Source organism: Roseibium aggregatum (genome assembly GCF_014692675.1).
Classification (GTDB): Bacteria; Pseudomonadota; Alphaproteobacteria; order Rhizobiales; family Stappiaceae; genus Roseibium; species Roseibium aggregatum_C.
Genome location: NZ_JABFCZ010000001.1, coordinates 223,618 through 243,272, shown reverse-complemented (window position 1 = coordinate 243,272; position 19,655 = coordinate 223,618). Strand labels below are relative to the sequence as shown.

Below are 19,655 nucleotides of genomic sequence, written 5' to 3'. Positions count from 1 at the left end.
GTCCTGAACAATTGCTTACCTGATCTGCAGACTACCGTAAGGATAGTTAATGAATCGTCAGGCAAGAATGACAGCGCATATCGGAGAAAAGGCTTCTCGGCGCTGACCCTTGTGAAACTAGATGGGATCCCGCCCCGAAAATACAAGGGGCGGTGATCGTTGGTGTTGTCAGCGGTCCAGTTCGCCCCGGATGACATAACGCAGCACGCTGACCACCTGTTCCGATGTTTCGGTCACCGCAAGCGCTGCCCCGTCGACTTCCTTGAGCGGGTGCGTCAGGGACGGGTCGTGCATCACGATCAGGGACTTGCCGAGCGCGGCCGCATAGCCCGCGTCGAAGGCCGCGTTCCACTGCTTGTACTTGTCGCCGAACCGGACAACGACGATATCCGCCTTCTCGATCAGCGTCCGGGTCCGGATCGCATTCACCTTGGCGCCCTTGTTGTCGTACCAGAACTTGTTGTCCTCATGGCCGAGGATGAAGGCACCGCAATCGTCGCTGGCGTCATGATCCGTGACCGGCGCGGAAAACGTGACCGGCAAGCCGAGCTTTTCCGCGCCTTCGATGATCCGTTCGCGCCAGTCCGTGTGGATTTCTCCGGACAGATATACCGACCATGTCGTCATCGGAAGCTCCCTGAATTTCCAAGTCGTTGCTGCCGCTTCGGCAGTTGCCCGGCAAGCTCGCGCAAGTGGTGTGTCTCTGTCAACTGCGGGTGCTTCCGGTCGGCGAATAAGCACTTTCAACAGGGGCCGCATGTGTTAGGAATGGGCTGAACTCCCCATCCCCGGGGTGGTGTGTATCCGAACGGAGGAAGTGATTATGCCAGCATTGCTGATTGGCGACGAAGCGCCGGATTTTGAAGTCGAGACCACCGATGGTCCGATCCGTTTTCATGACGTGATCGACGGATCCTGGGCCGTTCTGTTTTCCCATCCGAAGGATTTTACCCCGGTCTGCACGACCGAGCTCGGCATGACCGCCAAACTGAAGGACGAGTTCGCGGCGCGCGGTGTGAAGGTCTTCGGCGTGTCCGTGGACCCGATCGAGGATCACCGGGCCTGGATCGGCGACATCAAGGACACCCAGGGCGTCGCGCTGAACTTTCCGTTGATTGCCGATCCCGACCGGAAAGTGGCCACCGCCTACGGCATGATCCATCCGAATGCCAACGACACGCTGACCGTCCGGTCCCTGTTCGTCATCGGTCCGGACAAAAAGATCAAGCTGAAGATCGAGTACCCGGCCTCCACCGGCCGGAATTTCGATGAGGTTCTCCGTGTGATCGATTCGCTGCAGCTCACCGCAAAGCATCAGGTCGCAACGCCTGCGAACTGGAAGGCGGGCGAGGACGTGATCATCGTCCCGGCCGTCAGCGATGAGGAAGCCAAGGAAAAATTCCCGGGCGGCTGGAAAACCCTGAAGCCGTATCTGCGGATCGTACCCGCGCCGAAATAAGGCTGCCCGAAAAAATAACGCCCGCAGAATTCTGCGGGCGTTTTATTTTGCCGTTCCCGTCAGATCAGGCGGCCCGGACCTGTTTCAGGAAGTCGTGCATGGCGTCACGCAGATTTGCCGACCGGCCCTGGAGTTGCTGGACCGCATCGCGCATTTCGCCGCTCAGTCCGCCGGTCTCGGTTGCCGAAGAGCTGACCTGGGAAATGGACCTGGACACGCTTTGCGTTCCGTCCGCCGCCTCCGTCACGCTGCTTGCGATTTCGCTGGTTGCGACGTTCTGCTGCTCGGTGGCCTGGGCCATGCTTGCCGTCTTTTCGGCAATGGAGCGGACCATTTCGGCAACGCTCTCGGTCGCCGAGATCGAATCGTCGGCCGCACCGCGCATTTCGGAAATCTGCCGGTCGATTTCTTCCGTGGCCTTCGAGGTCTGTTCGGCCAGCGCCTTCACCTCGGAGGCAACGACGGCGAAGCCCTTGCCGGCGTCGCCCGCGCGGGCGGCCTCGATCGTCGCATTCAGCGCCAGCAGGTTGGTCTGCTCCGCGATGTCGGTGATCAGGCTGGTGACGTCGCCGATCTTGGCAACCACCTGCTGCAGGGTCGCGACCGCCTGGTTGGAGCGTTCGACTTCGGCGGAAGCATCGTCGGCAAGCTGGGACGACGAGCGGACCTGCTCGTAGATTTCCCGGATCGATGCGGAAAGCTCCTCGGTTGCGCCGGCAACGGTGTTGACGTTGCTCGTTGCCTGTTCGGCTGCGGCCGAAACGGACAGCGCCTGTTCGGCGTTTTCACGCTGCCGCGCCGCATCTTCTTCCAGTTCCCGGTTCTTGATCAGGTTCATGCGGAAGATGCCGAGGGCGGACCCCATGGTGCCGATCTCGTCCTTGCGGTCGCCGAAGTCGATCTGCTGATCGGTATCGCCCTTGGCGAGTGCGTGAACGATCTCGCTGAGCCTCGCCAGCGGCCGGGAAACCAGAGTGTGGTTCAGGAAGCCGATAAGGACGGCGAACACGGCCATGAGCAGCGCGCTGCCGATGGCGAACAACTGGACCTGCATCAACTGGGAATCCTGATCGGCCAGCATGTCCTGTCGTTTGCCGTCCAATTCGGAAAACAGTGCGCTGTTCGCATTCTCAATGGCGTCCAGGAGCTCCTGCCGGTCCCTGGTCAGTTCGAGTGCGCGGGCCATGTCGACCGTCGCCGGGTCGCGCATGTAATCGATCTGCTTGTCGATGAAATTCGTGCGCCACGTTTTCCAGGCGCTGTCGATATCGGTCAGTTTCTGCTGCATGGAAGCGGGGGCCTTGGCGTCGAACTCCGCCTTCATCCGAGCGTAAACCGCATCGATTTTCGCCGTCAGGTCTTCAGCTCGCGTCAGCAGGGAGCGGTCGCCAGTCGTCAGGAATGTCTTGTAGGCAAGCGCCTGGTTCAGGATGAGCAGTTCCAGTTTCATGGCATTGTTGGTGGAATGGCTGATCGCCGTCGTCACCTGCACCGAATTCTCAACCGACGACGACTTGTAGAAGGAGAACCCGCCGGCGACGGCGCCGATCAGTGCCAGGACGAAAAATGCGACCGCACTTTTCTTGGATACGGATAAATTCGCGAACATCTGATCCCTCGCGGTTAGCTGCCGAAACCAGCGCGGCGTTGCAGTTCGGTTAGATTGAGTTCGACCGTTGCCGCACCGATGGCCTTGTCGGTCTTGGGATCGGCAATGGTCATATTGACCTGGGCCCGCCAGATCTTGCGGTCCTCGTCCCATTCGGGCTCATCGATGAAGATCGCGTCCCTGGCAACCTGAAAGGTCTTCTGGAATTTCGCTTCGTCGCCTTGCCAATAGTAACCGGTAATCGCGCTCTGGCCGACATTGAGGCCGTTGGCGTCCATGACAAATATTTCAGTATAGAGACCCAGGTTCTGAGCTTGTATCCTTAGAAGATAGACCGACAACGGTGCGGCCAGGGTGGCTGAAATCAAAGGTTTGTCATCGGCTTCGCGTTCGGCGCGCCATTGCTGATCGAGTGAGTCGATCTGCGCCTGCGAAAGGGAGCCGCGGGTTTCATTCTGGGCATTGATCGAAAGGTCGACGATCGGATTGGCCAGCCAGCTTCTGACCTTGGCAATGACGTCCTGGGTCACCAGGGCGTTTGTGTCCGGCGGCGTGGGTTCGGCGGAATATGCTGCCGTAAAGGTCAGAGGAAGCAGACACAGCCCCATCAGCCAATTTTTCGAAATCATTTTCATCTCCTTGCGAGTGAAGGAAATATGTCGAGTAAAAATTAAAATTGGATCAATAAGAATAAAGAATATACTTGAAAAAAAGGGATTGGTTGGGCGTCAAACATCAATTACATTAGGGAAAATGCATATATATCGCAAAAATACCTATACTTTACTGAATTGATGCTTATTGTGGAGGCAATCATTAGTTGCAAATGAGTGAGTAATGCGCCGAATAATTTCGGCGAAAAGAGGTTTTCCGATCAGCTCGAATACGGTGCAGGAGTATTCCTGTGCGTTTCAGGATTCTTCTTTCTGGATGGTGCGAAACTGACTAATTATTAGGCAATTTATCCATTTCGGAATTCTATGGTTTAGATTCTGGAAGACCCCGCCACAAGAAAGCGTTCCAAGTAAATCGCTGCAGAATTCAGGTTAAACCTTGTCCCGAAGGGCAATTAACGCGGATCTGTAATCAGGATACAGGAACGTATATCCGAGCTCCCGTTTGACCCTCTGATTCGAAACCCGCTTGTTCTCACCGTAGAAGGACCTGGCCATGGGCGAGAGGTCCGCATTGTCGAAAGGAATTTCGGGGGGCGGATCGATGCCAAGCAGTTCCGCGGCATAGGCCACCACATCCTGGGGCGGGGCCGGTTCGTCGTCGGTGACATTGAAGATGCGTGTGGACGGCCGCGCCATGGCCGCTTCCAGCACACCGGCGATATCGGCAACATGGATGCGGTTGAACACCTGTCCCGGCTTGATCAGGCGGCGGGCCGTGCCTTTCCGGAAATTTTCGAATGCATTGCGGCCCGGCCCGTAAATGCCGGAGAGACGGAAGATCTGCACCGGCAGTGCATTTTCGTTTGCAAAAGCGATCCAGGCGTTCTCGGCCGCGACCCGCTGCACCGACCGTTTGGAGACCGGCTTGCAGGGCGTGTCTTCATCGACCCATGCGCCGTCGTGGTTTCCATAGACGCCTACGGTGGACAGATAACCGATCCACGAAGGACAACCAGCCGCGATGTCGTCCGCATGGGTGTTGAGAACCGGATCGCCACCTTCATTCGGGCCGATGGAGACCAGCACATGGCTTGCCGTGGCAAGCGCATCGGCAATGCCGTTACCCGGTGTGTTGCCGTCGAACACGAAGGCGTGGATGCCTTCCGCCTGAAGTGCCGCCGCCTTTTCCTGCGAACGGGTCGTGCCGCCGATCCAGTCGAACCGGTCTCGGACCCGTTCGATGAAAGCCTTTGACGAATAACCGATCCCGAAAACGAATAGCCGCATGTGAATTCTCTTCAAAGTTCCAAGTGCTTGCGGCGAATTTCATAAAGCGAAATGCCGGTGGCGACCGCCAGGTTGAGACTGTCTGCCTCGCCCACCTGCGGGATCCGGGTCAGGGTAGAGCAGGCCGCGGCCATGTCGTCTTCGAGGCCTTGCTGTTCATTGCCCATCAGCAGCAGAACCGGCTCCGAATAGTCCGGCGTCCGGTAATCGACCGACCCTTTCAGATGGGTGCCGACCACGGTTCCCGGCCATTTCCCGGCAAGCGCCTTGAACTGGTCCTTGGTCAGCTTGGCAAGCGGCACGTGAAAGAGCGAGCCCATGGTTGCGCGCACCGCCTCGACCGCGAACGGATCGGTGCAATCGCCGACCAGCATCACGCCGGATGCGCCGACCGCATCGGCGGTACGGATGATGGTGCCGAGATTGCCCGGATCGCGCACCCGGTCAAGCGCGATCCAAACAGTCGCCCCGGACGGATCGATGTCTTGTGCCGACAGGATCTGCTGTTCGTAAACGCCGACCACCGTTTGCGGATTGTCCTTGCGGGTCATGGCGGCCAGAACCGCCGTGCTGACCTCCAGGATCAGGGCGCCGCGCGCCTTGGCATTGGCGGCCGCCTTTTGCGCGACCGGATTGTCCCGGGCTTCGGGCCCAAGAGCGAGATAGCGCACGCCCCAGCCCGCGGCCATGGCGTCGGTTGCAAGCTTCAGCCCTTCGGCGACGAACAGCCCGGACTGGGTCCGGTGCTTGCGCTGGGCGACCAGTCCCTTGATTTCCTTGACGATCGGATTGGAATGACTGGTGATCTGCTTCACCGCGCCGGCCCGCTGGGGCTTGTCCGTCTGGCTCATCGGCTGCTCCATCTGGAAAACAGCGAGGTGGACAGGGCCCGCTTGCCGTCCTCTTCGCGAATGACAAGTTCCCCTGATTCCAGCTGCCCGCCCTGCTTTTCCAGGGTTTCGGCCATCAGTTCGTGAATGGCGAGGAAGCTGGAGCGGATCGCATAGGCCGTCAGGATCATGAACAGCGCGTCCTTGGCAAGCAGCTGCCGCAGGTTGTCGAGCATCTCCGGCAGGCTGGTGTAGATGTCCCAGACTTCGCCCTTCGGACCGCGGCCGTATTTCGGCGGGTCGAGAATGATGCCGTCATAGGTGTTGCCGCGCCGGACTTCCCGGGCAACGAATTTCGACGCGTCCTCGCAGATCCAGCGGATCGGCAGGTCTTCCAGGCCGGACAGGGCCTGGTTCTCCCGGGCATAGCCGATCGCCTTCTTGGAAGCGTCCACATGGGTGACCTGCGCGCCTTCGGTGGCCGGCAGCAGCGAGGCGAGCCCGGTGTAACCGAACAGGTTGAGGATCTTCAGCGGGCGGTCCGGGTTCTTCGTCCGCTCCGCGCGGACCTTGCCGTTGACCCAGTCCCAGTGCGCGGCCTGTTCCGGAAAGACGCCGACATGGCGGAACGACATGAACCGGCCGATATATTTCACCGGGCCGTAAGCCATCTCCCAGGTCTCGGGCACATTGCCGGAGAATTTCCAGCGGCCCGGACCCTCTTCCTCCGTGTCGCCGGAAAAGACGGCATTCGCCCGCTCCCATGCGGCAGGTTTCAGACGCCGCTTGCCCATCGCCTGGGGTTCCGGCCGGACAATGGAAAACCGGCCGTAACGTTCCAGCTTCTGTCCCTCGCCCATGTCGAGCAGGCAATAGTCCTTCCATCCCCGGGTCTCAAGGATGACCGGCCAGTTCTGAACAGGCGCCTGTCCGTAAGGGGCAAAGTCGGATTTTGTCGGGGTGTCCGGCAAGGTTGTCTCTCAAAGGTTTGACGGGTCGGATTGAACAGGCATTATTCCGGCAGGACGCCGCGGTCAATCGCATCGCTCCGATTTGACCGCCGGAAGGCCGCGAGGAGGCGATGGATCAAGAGGCAACAGCGGACAGGCAGCCATATGCGGAGATGCCCGATCCGGTGCAGCCGGTCGCAGACTATCTGTCAGGGTGTCCGGCCGCCGTCCGGAAGGGCCTTATGGACCTGCGCGCCCTTGGCTATCAGGTCGCCGGCGAGGATGCCCGGATCGGCCCGTTGCACGAAACCCTGAAATGGGGCGAACCGTCCTATCTGACGGACGTCACCCGCTCCGGCACCACGCTGCGGCTGGCGGCGAAGAAGACGATGCCGGATACCTATGGCCTGTTTTTCAATTGCCGCACCAGCATTGCGGAAAGGGTCACGGACCTCTACCCGAATACGTTCGTGTTCGACGGCAAGCGCGGCCTTCTGTTTTCCGCAGGCCGGGAACTCCCGGTCGAAGAGGTGAAGGCCTGCATTTCGCTCGTCCTGACCTATCGTCTCGGCGGCCTGTTCTAGATTTCAGGAACAGATACAAAAAGGGCGGCCCGTGCGGCCGCCCCCTGTTGCTGTGTCCTGATCCTAAGCTGCCGCCACGCCGGCCAGGAACTGGTCGACTTCCAGCTTGAGCCGGCCGGTCTTCTCGTTGAGCTCGCCGGAAGCCGACAGAACGAGGTCGGCGGAAGACGAGGTGTGATCGACAGCCTGGGAGAGCTGCGAGATCGCGGAGGAGACCGACTGGGTGCCCTCCGCCGCGCGCTGGACGTTCTGCGAGATCTCGGTGGTCGCAGCACCTTGCTCTTCGACCGCGGCAGCGATGGTCGAGGTGTAATTGTTGACCTCGTCCATGATTTGCGTGATCTCGCCGATGGCGCGCACCGACTCTTCCGTCGCGCCCTGGATGGCGCTGATCTGCTGGCTGATTTCCTCCGTCGCCTTGGAGGTCTGGGTGGCGAGTTCCTTGACTTCGGCCGCCACCACGGCAAAGCCCTTGCCCGCTTCGCCTGCACGTGCCGCCTCGATGGTGGCATTCAGCGCCAGGAGGTTGGTCTGTTCGGCAATCGCCTGGATCAAGGTCACGACCTCGCCGATCTTTGCGGCCGATGCGGCAAGTCCCTCGACCTTCTCGTTGGTTTTCTGGGTGCCGACCGTCGCCCTGCCGACAACTTCCGTCGTCTGGGAAACCTGGCGTGAGATTTCGCCGATGGAAGCGGCCAGTTCCTCGGCCGCGCTCGCAACCGCCTGTGCGTTGCGGGTCGCCTCGTCGGATGAAGTCAGCGTCTCGCTGGCGTGGTTGGAACTGTCGCGTGCGATTTCCGTCAGCGCATTCGCGGTCTTGTCCAGCCCGTCGGCGGTCTGCCCGACCGAGCCGATCACCTCTTCGGCCGTCGCCCGGAAAGAGGAGATGAGACCGTCTATCCGCTCCTGGCGTTGCAGGCGCGCCTGCTCTTCTCTTGCGCTTTCTTCCTGGAGCCGCGCCCGTTCCAGCGCATTGTCGCGGAAGACCTGAACGGTCCGGCTCATGTCGCCGATCTCGTCGCCGCGGTCCAGGCCGACGATGTCGACGTCATTGTTGCCGTCTGCCAGGGCGGACATGACCGATGTCATTCCGCGGATCGGGCGTGTGATCGCAAGATTGAGGACGAAGGCCATTGCAAAGCCGGCAACGATGGCCAGAAGGATCGTGATGCCAATCGTCGTCAGGGCCGTCTGTCCTGCATTGCGGGCATTATGGGATTGGGAAGACGTGAGCGAGGCAATCTGCTGGTTCACCGTGGCCGTCAGATTGTCGAGCTGTTCCCGCCGCGCCTGCAGATCCGCTTTCGAAGTGACCATTTCCTTGAAGGCCTTGTCGAAGGTCACGATCGCTTCGGCGATTTCTCCGGTAACTTCCTTCACCGCGGGGAGGAACTGGGACGAGCCGGTCAGAGCTTCCTCGATCGCAACCAGTTCACCGACCTTGTCCTCTACCGGCTTCGTGTCGGTCGCACCGAACCCGCCGAAAAGGTTGAGGACTTCGGTCCGCGACTGCATGGAAAGTTCATCGAGCTTGGTCGCCTGTTCCTTGATTACGCGAATGCTCTCAAGCTTCATTGCATTCGACTGGGCGACCGTCTTGGCGTTCTTGACAGCAGGAAGCAGCTGGAAGCGGATTTCACGAGCGACATCGATGATCTTTTCGATTGCTGTGCCGGCGACTTCCTTGACCTCGAAGGCTTCGGCGAACCCGAGATCACCGGTCATTTTCGTGAGGTTCTCCTTGAGCGTATTCGCTTCTTTGGCAAGGAGGTCGAAATTGTCCGAGGACATGCCGGCAAATTTCTGGGTCGTCAGCAACGCCGCCTCGGACGCAATGCTGTCGGTCGTTTGCAGAGATTCGTCCAGCTGCGCGCCGGAGAGGTTCCCGCTGGCCTTCAGATAGGTAAGCTGAATGGCAAAGGCCTGTTCCTGCAGGGCGAAGACGTGGCGCGCCAGTTCGTTTGCGGTCTCCAGATCCTTATTGGCATTGGTGACTTCCTCCCGGATGCCCTTTTCCGTCGTCAAGACGGTGTCCTTGATGCGGTCGGCCTGGCCGGCAAGGGCGTCCGTTGCCTCCAGCAGGGTGGCAAGACGCATCGACTGCTGATCGGTCAGCGTGACGACTTCGTCGAAGGTGGAGGCAAAGTCAGAAACGGCGGATGCCGCATCGGCCACCTGGGTTCCGGCATCGCCTTCACCGCTGGCGGTCTCCTGCAGCCGGTTCAAGGCATCCGCGAGCTGCTGGATTTCCTGCCGCGTGGCATCTGCGGCCTCCGCACTGGCATCCGTCAGGAATGCCTCGCGCTTGAGCGATGTTGCCTGCATCAGGCTGGAGACCTGGGCGGCCTGGTCGGCAACTTCAAACCGCGACGACAGGTTCAGGATTGCAAAAAAGCCGACGGCGCCCACGATGGCGGTCAGGACGAGGATGGCGCCGAAGCCGCCGCTGACCTTGTAGCCAAAGCGCAGATCGACCAGCCATTTAAGGATGTATTTCATAGGTTACCCCACCTAGCAACTTCAGGAATTGCTGTTCGTTTTGGGGAAACTGTCGTGTAGATTGGTGAAAATAATGTAAATCGAATATTGTGTAAGAATTCATGTAACGGTTGTGTTCGGGCGCCGGTGAGCGAAAAAATAATTAATATATAGAGTATCCGCTTATGAGTAGATTTTACAGCAGCTAAGCTCTTTTAATTATTAGTATTTGAGTCAATACCTCGTCCGAGGGTCATTGGAGATTTGAACACCGGAGTGTCCCGTTTCGTCGAAAATTCCTGCACGACTGAATTTTGCGCGACCGGCTTTGCGAAAATCATGCAACCTAGACATGTTGCCCGCCGTTGATGTGGATCTCCGAACCCGTGACGTAAGACGAGGGCGAGGTGCACAGGAAGTGGATCGTGTCGGCCACTTCGTCCGGCCGTCCCAAGCGGCGAAGCGGAATTTCCTCGATCAGTTTTTCCGTGCCCGGCGACAGGATGGACGTGTCGATCTCTCCCGGCGCAATCGCGTTTACCCGGATGCCGTGCGGTCCGAAATCAGCCGCCATTTCGCGCGTCAGCGACGCCAGAGCCGCCTTGGAGGTCGCATAGGCGGTGCCTGCGAACGGGTGCACCCGGCTGCCTGCGATGGAGGTCACGTTCACGATCGACCCGCCGGCATTCTTCAGTTCCTTGAACAGCCCGCGGCCCAGCATGATCGGTGCGAAGAAATTGACCTGGAAGACGTGACGCCAGATGTGCATCGAGGTCGTCAGGGAATCCAGCCGGTCGCCGTCGTCGCCCTTGGGACTGATGCCGGCATTGTTGATCAGCGCATGCAGCTTCGATCCGTGCGGCTCAAGGCGCTTGCGCATTTCCTGGATCGCGTAGCCGAGATTTTCCGGGTCCGACAGGTCCACCTGGATATGGTCCTCCGGTCCCATCGGCCAGGGGCACTTGTCGGAAAAGGCGTGCCGCGAACAGGTGATGACACGCCAGCCGGCGGCGGAAAACCGCTTCACGGTCGCGTGGCCGATCCCCCGGCTTGCGCCGGTCAGGACGACGGTTCGACGCTCATCGATCGGATTGCTGTCACTCATGCGGGCTTTGCCTCAATGTGGAACCTGGCAGGTTAAAGTTGACTTTTTCAGGTTACTTTAGTTTATGCGGACCAACCTTTCTATGCCAGAATGAGCCCGATTGGGAGTTCATAAACGAAGCAGGGTTGGCGCGAACGAAATTAGTGGCATTATTGGCGCGGCGTTTCGGAAAATCGTCCGGTTTTCAGAAACTTGCGACGGGTCTGCGGGGCCGGGCTTTTGTCGCGTTTTTTATGTGAGTTCACGATTTAGGACAAAACGGCCCGGGGCCCGGAATGATCATCTGTTCCTGTAATGTGTTGTCGGACGCGCAGCTTCGCAAGGCGGCGGAAGAGATGCGTGCCGACCCGAACGGCAAGGTGCCCACCCCCGGCGCCGTGTTCCGGCATCTGGGCTGCAGGCCCCGTTGCGGCAGCTGTTTTCCGGCTGTCATTCAAATCATTCACGAGGACGCAAAAGACGGCGGCTCAGGGAGCGGCTATGCAAGATTAAAGGCCGCCGGCAACCGCAGGCGATAACGGAGAGGGCATCATGAAGGGCGAACCGAGGGTTATCGAATATCTGAACAAGGCGCTGCGCCATGAACTGACGGCGGTCAACCAGTACTGGCTGCATGCAAACCTCATGGCGGACTGGGGCTACACCAAACTCGCCGCCAAGGAAAAAGAGGAATCGGAAGAAGAGCGCGGCCATGCCGACCGGATCATCGACCGGATCATCTTCCTGGAAGGCCTGCCCAACCTGCAGGTGCTCGATCCGATGCGCATCGGCCAGTCGCTCAAGGAATGCATCGAATGCGACCTCGCGGGCGAATATGTCGCCAGGTCCCTCTATCACGAGGCGCGTCAGGTCTGCCGCGAATGCGGGGACTATGTCTCCATGGAGCTGTTCGAAACCCTTCTGGCGGACGAGGAAAGCCACATCGATTTCCTCGAAACCCAGCTTCAGTTGATCGAGCAGATCGGCATCGACAATTATGCGCTGCTGCAGGCGGCACCTGCGAACGCGGCAGGCTGAGCCAGGTCTATTGCGTCTAAAGCCGGACCATTGCGCCGCCGGCGGCTTCGGCATCGTCCGGGTCGTGGGTGACCAGCAAGATCGGCAGGCCTTTTTCGCGTGCTTTGGAAAAGACCAGATTGCGGAGATCGGCGCGCCGGGTCTGATCGAGGCTTGAAAACGGCTCGTCGAGCAGGAGTGCCCCCGGCTCGGCGAGAAGCAGCCGCATCAGGGCGACCCGCGTCTGCTGGCCGCCGGACAGGGTTGCCGGATCGCGATCGAAGAAACCGGCGAGCCCGACGTCGCGCAGGGCGTCCTCGGCAAGGGTGCGGCGCTGCCCTCGGTCCTGATCCTTGCTCCTGTCCAGGCCGAACAGGAGATTCTCGCCGACCGACATGTGAGGAAACAGAAGGGGCGCCTGAAACATCAGTCCGACTTTTCGTTCCTGGGGCGGAAGCGACGTGATCTCCACACCATCCAGCCAGATCCGCCCTCTCGCCCGGAACGCGGGGGCCAGGAACCCGGCGACGAAATCCAGAAGAGACGATTTCCCGCTGCCGCTGTCTCCCATCACGGTCAGCACCTCGCCGGGCGGGACCAGCCGGTCAAGTGTCACCAGACGCCTTGTTTCGAGGTCGATTTCGACGTGGTCCAGCTTCAGTCCGGACGCAGGGGGCGGAAAGTCTGCCATGACCGTCTTATCGTTGAAGTCTGAGGGCAAGTCGATGCCGGAAGGCAATCGCGGGCACGACGCTTGCCAGTACGAAGCCGAGCAGCGGCAGCATCAGCTGAAGCATGGCGTAGACGGCTGCGACCGACCGGCTGCCCCCGCTTGCAAGCGCCACGCTTTCGGTGGTGATCGTGGCGATCCGTCCCGCACCGATCATCAGGGTCGGCAGATACTGGCCGATGGAAACGGCAAAGCCGATCGCCGCCGCCACCATCAGCGGACGCAAGAGCATCGGCAGGCGGATAGACCACAGGATTCGGTTTTGCGAAGCGCCCAGGGTCGCCGCGACCTTGGCAAGGCGTGGGTCGAGATGGTCCCAGGGATCGGACAGGGCAAGAAAGACATAAGGCAGGACGAAAACCAGATGCGTCAGCGCCACGGCGACATAGGTACCGTCCCATCCCGCCACGAGAAACAGCACCTGCAGGCCGAACAGGAAGGAAATCTGCGGCACCAGAAGCGGCAGGAACATGAGATTTCTGAACGCGGCATGGCGTCGCCGGGGTCCGGTCCGGGTCCACAGTTCCAGCTGCCAGACGATAAGCGCGATCGCAACCACGGCTGCCGGCAAGGCAATGAGGAGCGTATCGCCGACAAGGTGACTTCCGCCTGGAAAAAGGCCGGCCCAATGGCGCAGCGTCAGCGCTGTCGGGAAGGCTTGCGGGAACCACCAGCCTGCTGTCAGCGACCACAGAGCCAGCGCGGCGAGGGCTGCGACCATGGCGGCGATCAGGAGGCCGACGGGAACGGCCGCCATCTGCCGCATCGCCGCGTCGCGGGAATACCGTCGGCCGCTACTCCTCCCGGACCGGGCGATCCGGCTGCACAGAATTTCGCCGAAGCGCCAGATGAGGATCGCACCTACACTCAAAAGCAGCTGCAGCACCGCCCCCGCGGAGGCTTGCAAGCGCAGCGCCGGATCGGCATCGGCCATCCAGTCGATGATCCTGGGGGCGAGCGGAGCCGGTGTCGTCGGCCCAAGGATCCGGGCGACATCGACGACCGAGGTCGAATAGGCCAGCACCGCCAGCACGGGCAGACGGATCTGCGGATAGATCTGCGGCAGCGCCACCTTGAAGAAGCCGGCCATGCGGCCGTAACCAAGGTTCGCCGCGATCCGCAAATGGCGCCGGGCCTCCGTCTGCGGCAGGGCGGCAAGCGTCATCAGGAACAGGAACGGCACCTCTTTCGCGATCAGCCCTGCCGTCATGGTCAGCCCCAGCGGATCGTGGATGATGAGCAGGTCCGGCGGACGGTCAAACCCGGTCGCCCAGGGCGACAGCAGCCGCACGATCAGCCCGGACGGTGCGATCACGAAGGCAAGACCGATGGCCGCCGCCGCGTGGGGAACCGACAGCAGCGGTGACAGGAAACGGGTCATCGCCTTGAAAACCCGCGTCTCGAACCAGGCGGCCGTAAAAAGCGCGACGATCGCCAGGGAGATGGCCGTCGCGGCAAGACCTGTGCCCAGGCTCAGCGCCAGCGACAGGCCGATACCCGGTTCGCTCAAGACGGCCCGGAACGGGTCGAGGGACAGGACCGACCCGCCGAGTGCGGGCAGATAGCCGAAGGCCGGCAGCAGGGTGCCCGCCAGCCCGAGGCAGACCGGCCCGGCGATCAGCAACAGGATGACCGCGGTCGGCAGCGCGCGTTGCAGGAGGGCCGGCTGTCGTGTCACGGCCGGTCTTCAGGATCCGCCGTAGCGTGCGGCCCAGGCCTTTTCGATGGCCGCGACCCAGCTCGGGTGCGGTTCGGGAAGGGTGGGCCCGAGCTCATCCGGGCCGAGCGTGGCGATGCCGAGATCGATCGCCTCGAAACGCGCCCGGTCATTCTCCGGCAGGCTTGAGATCTTCAGGACGGTCGGATCACCCCACACGGCCGGGTCCTGCTTGCGCGCCTGGGCTTCCGGTGACAGCAGGAAGTTCGCCAGGACCTTGGCGCCTTCCTTGGCCGAGCTGTTGAAGGGAATGGCGACGAAATGGGTGTTGCCGATGGTTCCGCCGGTAAGAACGAAGCTGCGCACCGTATCGGGAAGTTCGCCGTTGGCGATGGCGCTGGAGGCATCGCCCGGGTTGAAGGTGAAGGCGATATCCAGTTCGCCGTCCGCAAGCAGCCGGCGCATCTCCGCCGCATTGGCCGGGAAGGCCTCCGCCTTGCGCCAGAGGTCGGGATGGATCTTGTCGAGATAGGCAAACAGCGGTGCGACATCTTGCTGGAACCGGTCCGGATCGACCGGCTTTTCCAGCTTGCTGCGGTCGTCGATCTTCGAAATCAGGATCTGCTTCAGGAAGGTCGAGCCGTAGAAGTTCGGTGGCTGCGGATAGGTCACCCGGCCCGGATGCTCGGCGGCGTAGGCTGCCAGCGCGTCAAGGCTGCGCGGCGGTTCGGCAAGCCTTGCGCTGTCATACATGAAGACCAGCTTCGCCATGCCCCAGGGGCTTTCCTGACCATCGGTCGGAACGGTGAAATCGGAAAGAACCGTCGGCTTTCCCTCAACGTCCACATATTTCCAGTTCGGCAGTGTCTGCGCCCAGCCCGGATCGGCAAGCAGGCCTTGGGATTTCAGCGTGTTGAAATTCTCGCCGTTGATCCAGACCAGGTCGACCGCACCGCCCGTCGTCCGGCCGGCGGTCTTTTCCGCCACGATCTGGGTCACCGTGCCGGCCGTGTCGGCGACCTTCACATGCTTGACCGTGACGCCGTAGCGGTCTTTGACCTCGCCGGCCGCCCAGTCGATATAGGCGTTGATCCGCGGTTCCCCGCCCCAGGCGTGGAAGTAGACCGTCTGCCCGCGCGCCGCCGCGGTGATGTCGTCCCAGGATGCATCCCTGGCGGACTGGGCCTGCGCCATGGAGGCCGTCAGGGCCAGAGCTGCGGCAATCGGCATGAGACGTTTCAAGGACATCGGCTAACCCCCTGTTTCTTCTTATGCCTTCTGTCGCCCATTGGGCACGGCGCGGTCAAGACAAGGCTTTGTGAGTTTTGCGCGATATCGGTCCTCCGGCTCAGATCGGCAGCACGTGGGTTTCCTTGATTTCCTCCATCACCGCGTAGGTATGGGTCTCGCGGACGCCGGGCAGAGCCAGAACCACATCGGACAGGAACTGCCGGTAGTGTTCCATGTCGGCCACCCGGCTCTTGATGAGATAGTCGAATCCACCAGCGACCATGTGGCACTCCAGGATGTCCGGCGCGCGCTCCACCGCGATCCTGAAGGCATCGAAGATTTCCGGCAGCGTTCGCTCCAGCTTGACCTCGACAAAGACCAGCAGCCCGCGGCCGACCTTGTTCGGCGCCAGATGGGCGGAAAAATGGTCGATATAGCCGTCCCGCATGAGCCGCTTCATCCGTTCCGCCGTCGCGGTCGGCGACAGGTGGACCCGGTCCGCAAGCTCGGTATTCGTGATCCTGCCGTCGGTCTGCAGCACCTTGAGGATTTTGCGGTCAGTCCTGTCCAGGCCTGTGATTTTCTCCATAAAAAGCCCCTTGAGAAAATGAAAACGCCAGAAAATAGGAAAAAATTAGCGAGAAAGAAAAGAAAAATGCGCATATTATTGAGAATATAAGGCGCATGGCTGTCTGCGCCGGATTTTTCAAGGGAGATGTGGCCGTGCCAGTACAAGCAAGCGCCCCCGCATTGGTTTTGGAATCCATGGATTTGCCGCCCTTCCGTGCCGCCTATGCGCCGGACGATGAAAAGCTGGTCCGCGGCCTTCTCGCCGAGACCGCGTTTTCGCCCGAGCTGGAAGCCCGTATCGACGAACGGACCACGACCTATATTCAGGACATCCGTTCCACGCCGGTCGGCCTCGGCGGCGTGGAAGACTTCATGCGCGAATTCGGCCTGACGACGCGCGAAGGTCTGGCCATGATGGTGCTGGCCGAAGCCCTGCTCAGGGTGCCGGACGCGGCCACCGCCGACAAGCTGATCGAGGACAAGCTCGCCGCCGCCCGGTTCGACGATCCGAGTGTCGCGAAATCCGACACCTGGCTCATTTCGGCGTCTTCCTGGGCGCTGGGCATCACCTCCCGCCTGCTGCATCCGGGCGATACGCCGCAGACGATCCTGTCGGCCCTCGTCAAACGCCTCGGCATGCCCGCGGTGCGCACCGCAACCCGAAAGGCGATGCGCCTGCTTGGCCACCAGTTCGTCCTGGGTGAGACCATTCACAAGGCGCTCGACCGGGCAAAGGCGCAGGAAGCCAAGGGCTACCGCTATTCCTATGACATGCTCGGCGAAGGCGCGCGCACCATGGCGGATGCGGACCGCTACTTCCGCTCCTATGCGGATGCCATCGAGGCCATCGGCAAATCGGCCGGCTCGAAAAAGCTGCCCGACCGTCCGGGCATATCCGTCAAGCTGTCGGCACTCCACCCCCGCTACGAGGCGGTCAAGGGCGAGCGCACCCGCGACGAACTGGTGCCACGCCTGCTGGACCTTGTTCGTCTCGCCCGTAAATACGAGCTCAACCTGACCGTGGATGCCGAAGAGGCGGACCGTCTGGAAATCTCGCTCGACGTGATCGCGGCGGTTCTGGCCGATTCGGTGACGGACGGCTGGGACGGGTTCGGCCTTGCGGTGCAGGCCTACCAGAAGCGGGCGATCCACGTTATCGACTGGCTGGTCTCTGCCGCGCGTGCGCGCAACCGCAAGCTCATGGTGCGCCTGGTCAAGGGCGCCTATTGGGATACCGAAATCAAGCGCGCCCAGGAGCGCGGCCTGAAGGGTTATCCGGTCTTCACCCGCAAGGCGGCCTCCGATCTTTCCTATCTGGCCTGCGCCAAGCGGATGCTCGAGGCCCGGGACGTGCTCTACCCGCAGTTCGCCACCCACAACGCCCTGTCGGTCGCCCAGATCGCCGAACTTGCCGGCGACAGCGAAGGTTACGAGTTCCAGCGCCTCCACGGCATGGGCGAAAGCCTGTTCAGGTCCGTAACCGAGCGCGACGGTTATCCGTGCCGGATCTATGCGCCGGTCGGCGGTCACAAGGACCTGCTTGCCTATCTGGTGCGCCGGCTTCTGGAAAACGGCGCCAACTCGTCCTTCGTCACCATTGTCGGCGACAGCTCCGTTTCCGTGGCCAGGCTCCTGAAGCGGCCGGCCGAAATCCTGGAAAGCGGGGCGCACGCCGTCAACCACTCCATTCCGATGCCGGACGGCCTTTACGGCGACAGCCGGAAGAATTCCGCCGGTCTGGAATTCGGCTACGGCGAAGAGCGCCTGAAGCTCACCGAAGGCCTGTCGCAAACGGCCTTTCCGGCGGTCCAGGCCCGGCCGCTCATTCCGGGCATCAAACCGTCGGGGGCTGCCGAAAATGTCGTCTCGCCTGTCGATGGCAGGACCGTTGCCGGAACCGTTGTCCAGGCGGATGCCGAAATGGTGAAGGCGGCGATGAAGGCTGCTGCAAAGGGCTTCGAAAGCTGGTCGCGCCGGCCGGTGGAAGACCGCGCCGCCGCGCTCGACAAAATGGCGGATCTCCTGGAAGAAAACCGTGACCGGCTCATGGCCATCCTGTGCGTGGAAGGGGGCAAGACCCTGCCGGACGGCCTGGCTGAAATCCGCGAGGCGGTCGACTTCTGCCGCTATTACGCCGCCGAGGCGCGGACCCTGTTCGGTGCCGGCCAGCTGATGCCCGGACCGACCGGTGAGGAAAACCGCTACCGTTATCGCGGCCGCGGGGTCTTCGTCTGCATCTCGCCCTGGAACTTCCCGCTGGCGATCTTCTTAGGACAGGTGACCGCCGCGCTTGTCGCCGGTAACGCGGTGGTGGCAAAGCCCGCCGAACAGACGCCGCTGATTGCATTCGAGGCGGCAAAGCTGCTGCATGAAGCGGGCGTGCCGGATGATGCCTTCCTGCTGGTGCCGGGAGACGGCGCGGTGGGGGCGGCCCTGACGTCGGATCCGCTCGTCGGTGGTGTCGCCTTTACCGGCTCCACCGAAACCGCCTGGGCGATTAACCGGACATTGGCGGAAAAACGGGGGCCCATCGTTCCCCTGATTGCGGAAACCGGCGGTATCAATGCCATGCTGGTCGATGCGACGGCATTGCCCGAACAGGTGTGCGACGACGTCATGATGTCGGCCTTCCGCTCTGCCGGTCAGCGCTGCTCTGCGCTGCGGCTGCTCTACGTCCAGTCCGATGTCGCCGACGGCCTTCTGGAGATGCTGGAGGGCGCGGCGAAGGAACTGACCCTCGGCGATCCGAAGCTGCCGTCCACCGACATCGGTCCGGTCATCGACGCGGAAGCCCGCGACGGGATCCTCGACCATGTCGACGACATGAAGATCACGCAGAAACTGCGTTATGCCGGCCCGGCAGCCCCCGAAGGGCTGGGGTCGGGAACCTGGGTGGCGCCGCATATCATCGAACTGGACCGGGCGGAGGCCCTGACCCGCGAGGTCTTCGGTCCCGTGCTCCACGTGGTGCGCTACAGCGCGAAGGATCTCGACAAGGTGCTCGATTCCATCGCCGCGACCGGCTACGGCCTGACGCTCGGCGTTCACAGCCGCATCGACGCCATGGTCAAGAAGGTCGTCGACCGGCTGTCCGTCGGCAACGTCTACGTCAACCGCAATACCATCGGCGCGGTCGTCGGCACGCAACCCTTCGGCGGCTCGGGCCTTTCCGGCACCGGCCCCAAGGCAGGCGGCCCGGGCTACCTCCATCGCTACGCGCTGGAGCAGGTCGTCTCGATCAACACGGCGGCTGCCGGCGGCAACGCAAGCCTGGTCGCGGCGTCGGACGAGTAGGGGATATTTATGCCCCCGGTTGTCATCCCGGCCGGAGCGTAAGCGGAGAGCCGGGATCCAGTAATCCGTGAGGCCGGCTGATTGAACTCAGAGGACACGGCGTACTGGGTCCCCGGTCGCGCTCCGCTTGCCGGGGATGACAATCGTGGGTGGGGCGTTGCTCCAAGATATCGTCTATCGTACTCCGGGCAATTCTCCACGACGGAAGAGCATCAATGCAGTCAGATATGATTGCGTAACGTTGCTGGTGCGCTCGACC

Annotated in this window: 17 protein-coding genes; 5 read left to right on the top strand and 12 right to left on the bottom strand. The window is 61.5% G+C overall.

What is annotated here, in order from left to right; genetic code table 11:
• Window positions 1–168: 168 nt before the first annotated feature.
• Window positions 169–627, bottom strand: coding sequence for a YtoQ family protein (locus HK439_RS00905; RefSeq protein ID WP_190289473.1), 459 nt, complete (start codon window positions 625–627; stop codon window positions 169–171).
• 196 nt (window positions 628–823) lie between these two features.
• Here HK439_RS00905 and HK439_RS00900 point away from each other — a divergent pair, with 196 nt between their 5' ends.
• Window positions 824–1,459, top strand: coding sequence for a peroxiredoxin (locus tag HK439_RS00900; protein WP_190289472.1), 636 nt, complete (start codon window positions 824–826; stop codon window positions 1,457–1,459).
• Window positions 1,460–1,523: 64 nt separating this feature from the next.
• On the opposite strand, the gene HK439_RS00895 is transcribed toward HK439_RS00900, so the two are convergent.
• From HK439_RS00895 to HK439_RS00875, 5 genes are all read right to left on the bottom strand, one after another.
• Entirely contained in the window at window positions 1,524–3,068 is a 1,545-nt protein-coding gene (locus HK439_RS00895) for a methyl-accepting chemotaxis protein (protein ID WP_190289471.1), read from the bottom strand.
• 14 nt (window positions 3,069–3,082) lie between these two features.
• Window positions 3,083–3,697 carry a hypothetical protein gene (locus tag HK439_RS00890; RefSeq protein WP_209011479.1) on the bottom strand — a complete coding sequence of 205 codons (615 nt, stop codon included), beginning with the start codon at window positions 3,695–3,697 and terminating at the stop codon, window positions 3,083–3,085.
• 417 nt (window positions 3,698–4,114) lie between these two features.
• Entirely contained in the window at window positions 4,115–4,972 is an 858-nt protein-coding gene (locus HK439_RS00885) for an SDR family oxidoreductase (protein ID WP_190289470.1), read from the bottom strand.
• Between the two features lie 11 nt (window positions 4,973–4,983).
• Window positions 4,984–5,823 carry a TrmH family RNA methyltransferase gene (locus HK439_RS00880; protein ID WP_190289469.1) on the bottom strand — a complete coding sequence of 280 codons (840 nt, stop codon included), beginning with the start codon at window positions 5,821–5,823 and terminating at the stop codon, window positions 4,984–4,986.
• Window positions 5,820–6,773, bottom strand: a complete 954-nt coding sequence (locus tag HK439_RS00875) for a class I SAM-dependent methyltransferase (protein WP_190289468.1) — start codon at window positions 6,771–6,773, stop codon at window positions 5,820–5,822. The genes HK439_RS00880 and HK439_RS00875 overlap by 4 nt, the downstream gene beginning before the upstream one ends.
• Before the next feature lie 110 nt (window positions 6,774–6,883).
• Here HK439_RS00875 and HK439_RS00870 point away from each other — a divergent pair, with 110 nt between their 5' ends.
• Window positions 6,884–7,336 (top strand): DUF1801 domain-containing protein, encoded by a 453-nt coding sequence (locus HK439_RS00870; protein WP_190289467.1) that lies wholly within the window; start codon window positions 6,884–6,886, stop codon window positions 7,334–7,336.
• A 63-nt stretch (window positions 7,337–7,399) separates the two neighbouring features.
• Here HK439_RS00870 and HK439_RS00865 read toward each other — a convergent pair whose 3' ends face one another.
• Together HK439_RS00865 and HK439_RS00860 are read right to left on the bottom strand one after the other, a co-directional pair.
• Window positions 7,400–9,835: a methyl-accepting chemotaxis protein gene (locus HK439_RS00865; protein WP_190289466.1), complete on the bottom strand. Its 2,436-nt coding sequence runs from the start codon at window positions 9,833–9,835 to the stop codon at window positions 7,400–7,402.
• A 325-nt stretch (window positions 9,836–10,160) separates the two neighbouring features.
• On the bottom strand, window positions 10,161–10,919 hold the full coding sequence (locus HK439_RS00860; protein WP_190289465.1) for an SDR family NAD(P)-dependent oxidoreductase: 759 nt from the start codon (window positions 10,917–10,919) through the stop codon (window positions 10,161–10,163).
• A 275-nt stretch (window positions 10,920–11,194) separates the two neighbouring features.
• Between HK439_RS00860 and HK439_RS00855 the strand changes: the two genes are divergently transcribed.
• Window positions 11,195–11,437 (top strand): (2Fe-2S)-binding protein, encoded by a 243-nt coding sequence (locus HK439_RS00855; protein ID WP_190289464.1) that lies wholly within the window; start codon window positions 11,195–11,197, stop codon window positions 11,435–11,437.
• 13 nt (window positions 11,438–11,450) lie between these two features.
• Window positions 11,451–11,936, top strand: a complete 486-nt coding sequence (gene bfr / locus HK439_RS00850) for a bacterioferritin (RefSeq protein ID WP_190289463.1) — start codon at window positions 11,451–11,453, stop codon at window positions 11,934–11,936.
• 16 nt (window positions 11,937–11,952) lie between these two features.
• On the opposite strand, the gene HK439_RS00845 is transcribed toward bfr, so the two are convergent.
• From HK439_RS00845 to HK439_RS00830, 4 genes are all read right to left on the bottom strand, one after another.
• Window positions 11,953–12,606: an ATP-binding cassette domain-containing protein gene (locus tag HK439_RS00845; RefSeq protein WP_190289462.1), complete on the bottom strand. Its 654-nt coding sequence runs from the start codon at window positions 12,604–12,606 to the stop codon at window positions 11,953–11,955.
• A 7-nt stretch (window positions 12,607–12,613) separates the two neighbouring features.
• Window positions 12,614–14,323 carry an ABC transporter permease gene (locus HK439_RS00840; RefSeq protein WP_328804058.1) on the bottom strand — a complete coding sequence of 570 codons (1,710 nt, stop codon included), beginning with the start codon at window positions 14,321–14,323 and terminating at the stop codon, window positions 12,614–12,616.
• Window positions 14,324–14,332: 9 nt separating this feature from the next.
• Complete coding sequence (locus HK439_RS00835; protein WP_419247566.1) at window positions 14,333–15,550, bottom strand: ABC transporter substrate-binding protein; 1,218 nt, start codon at window positions 15,548–15,550, stop codon at window positions 14,333–14,335.
• A gap of 100 nt (window positions 15,551–15,650) precedes the next feature.
• Window positions 15,651–16,121 carry an Lrp/AsnC ligand binding domain-containing protein gene (locus tag HK439_RS00830; protein WP_190289461.1) on the bottom strand — a complete coding sequence of 157 codons (471 nt, stop codon included), beginning with the start codon at window positions 16,119–16,121 and terminating at the stop codon, window positions 15,651–15,653.
• 176 nt (window positions 16,122–16,297) lie between these two features.
• On the opposite strand from HK439_RS00830, the gene putA reads away from it, so the two are divergent.
• Window positions 16,298–19,396: a bifunctional proline dehydrogenase/L-glutamate gamma-semialdehyde dehydrogenase PutA gene (gene putA, locus HK439_RS00825; protein WP_209011487.1), complete on the top strand. Its 3,099-nt coding sequence runs from the start codon at window positions 16,298–16,300 to the stop codon at window positions 19,394–19,396.
• The last annotated feature ends 259 nt before the right edge of the window (window positions 19,397–19,655 follow it).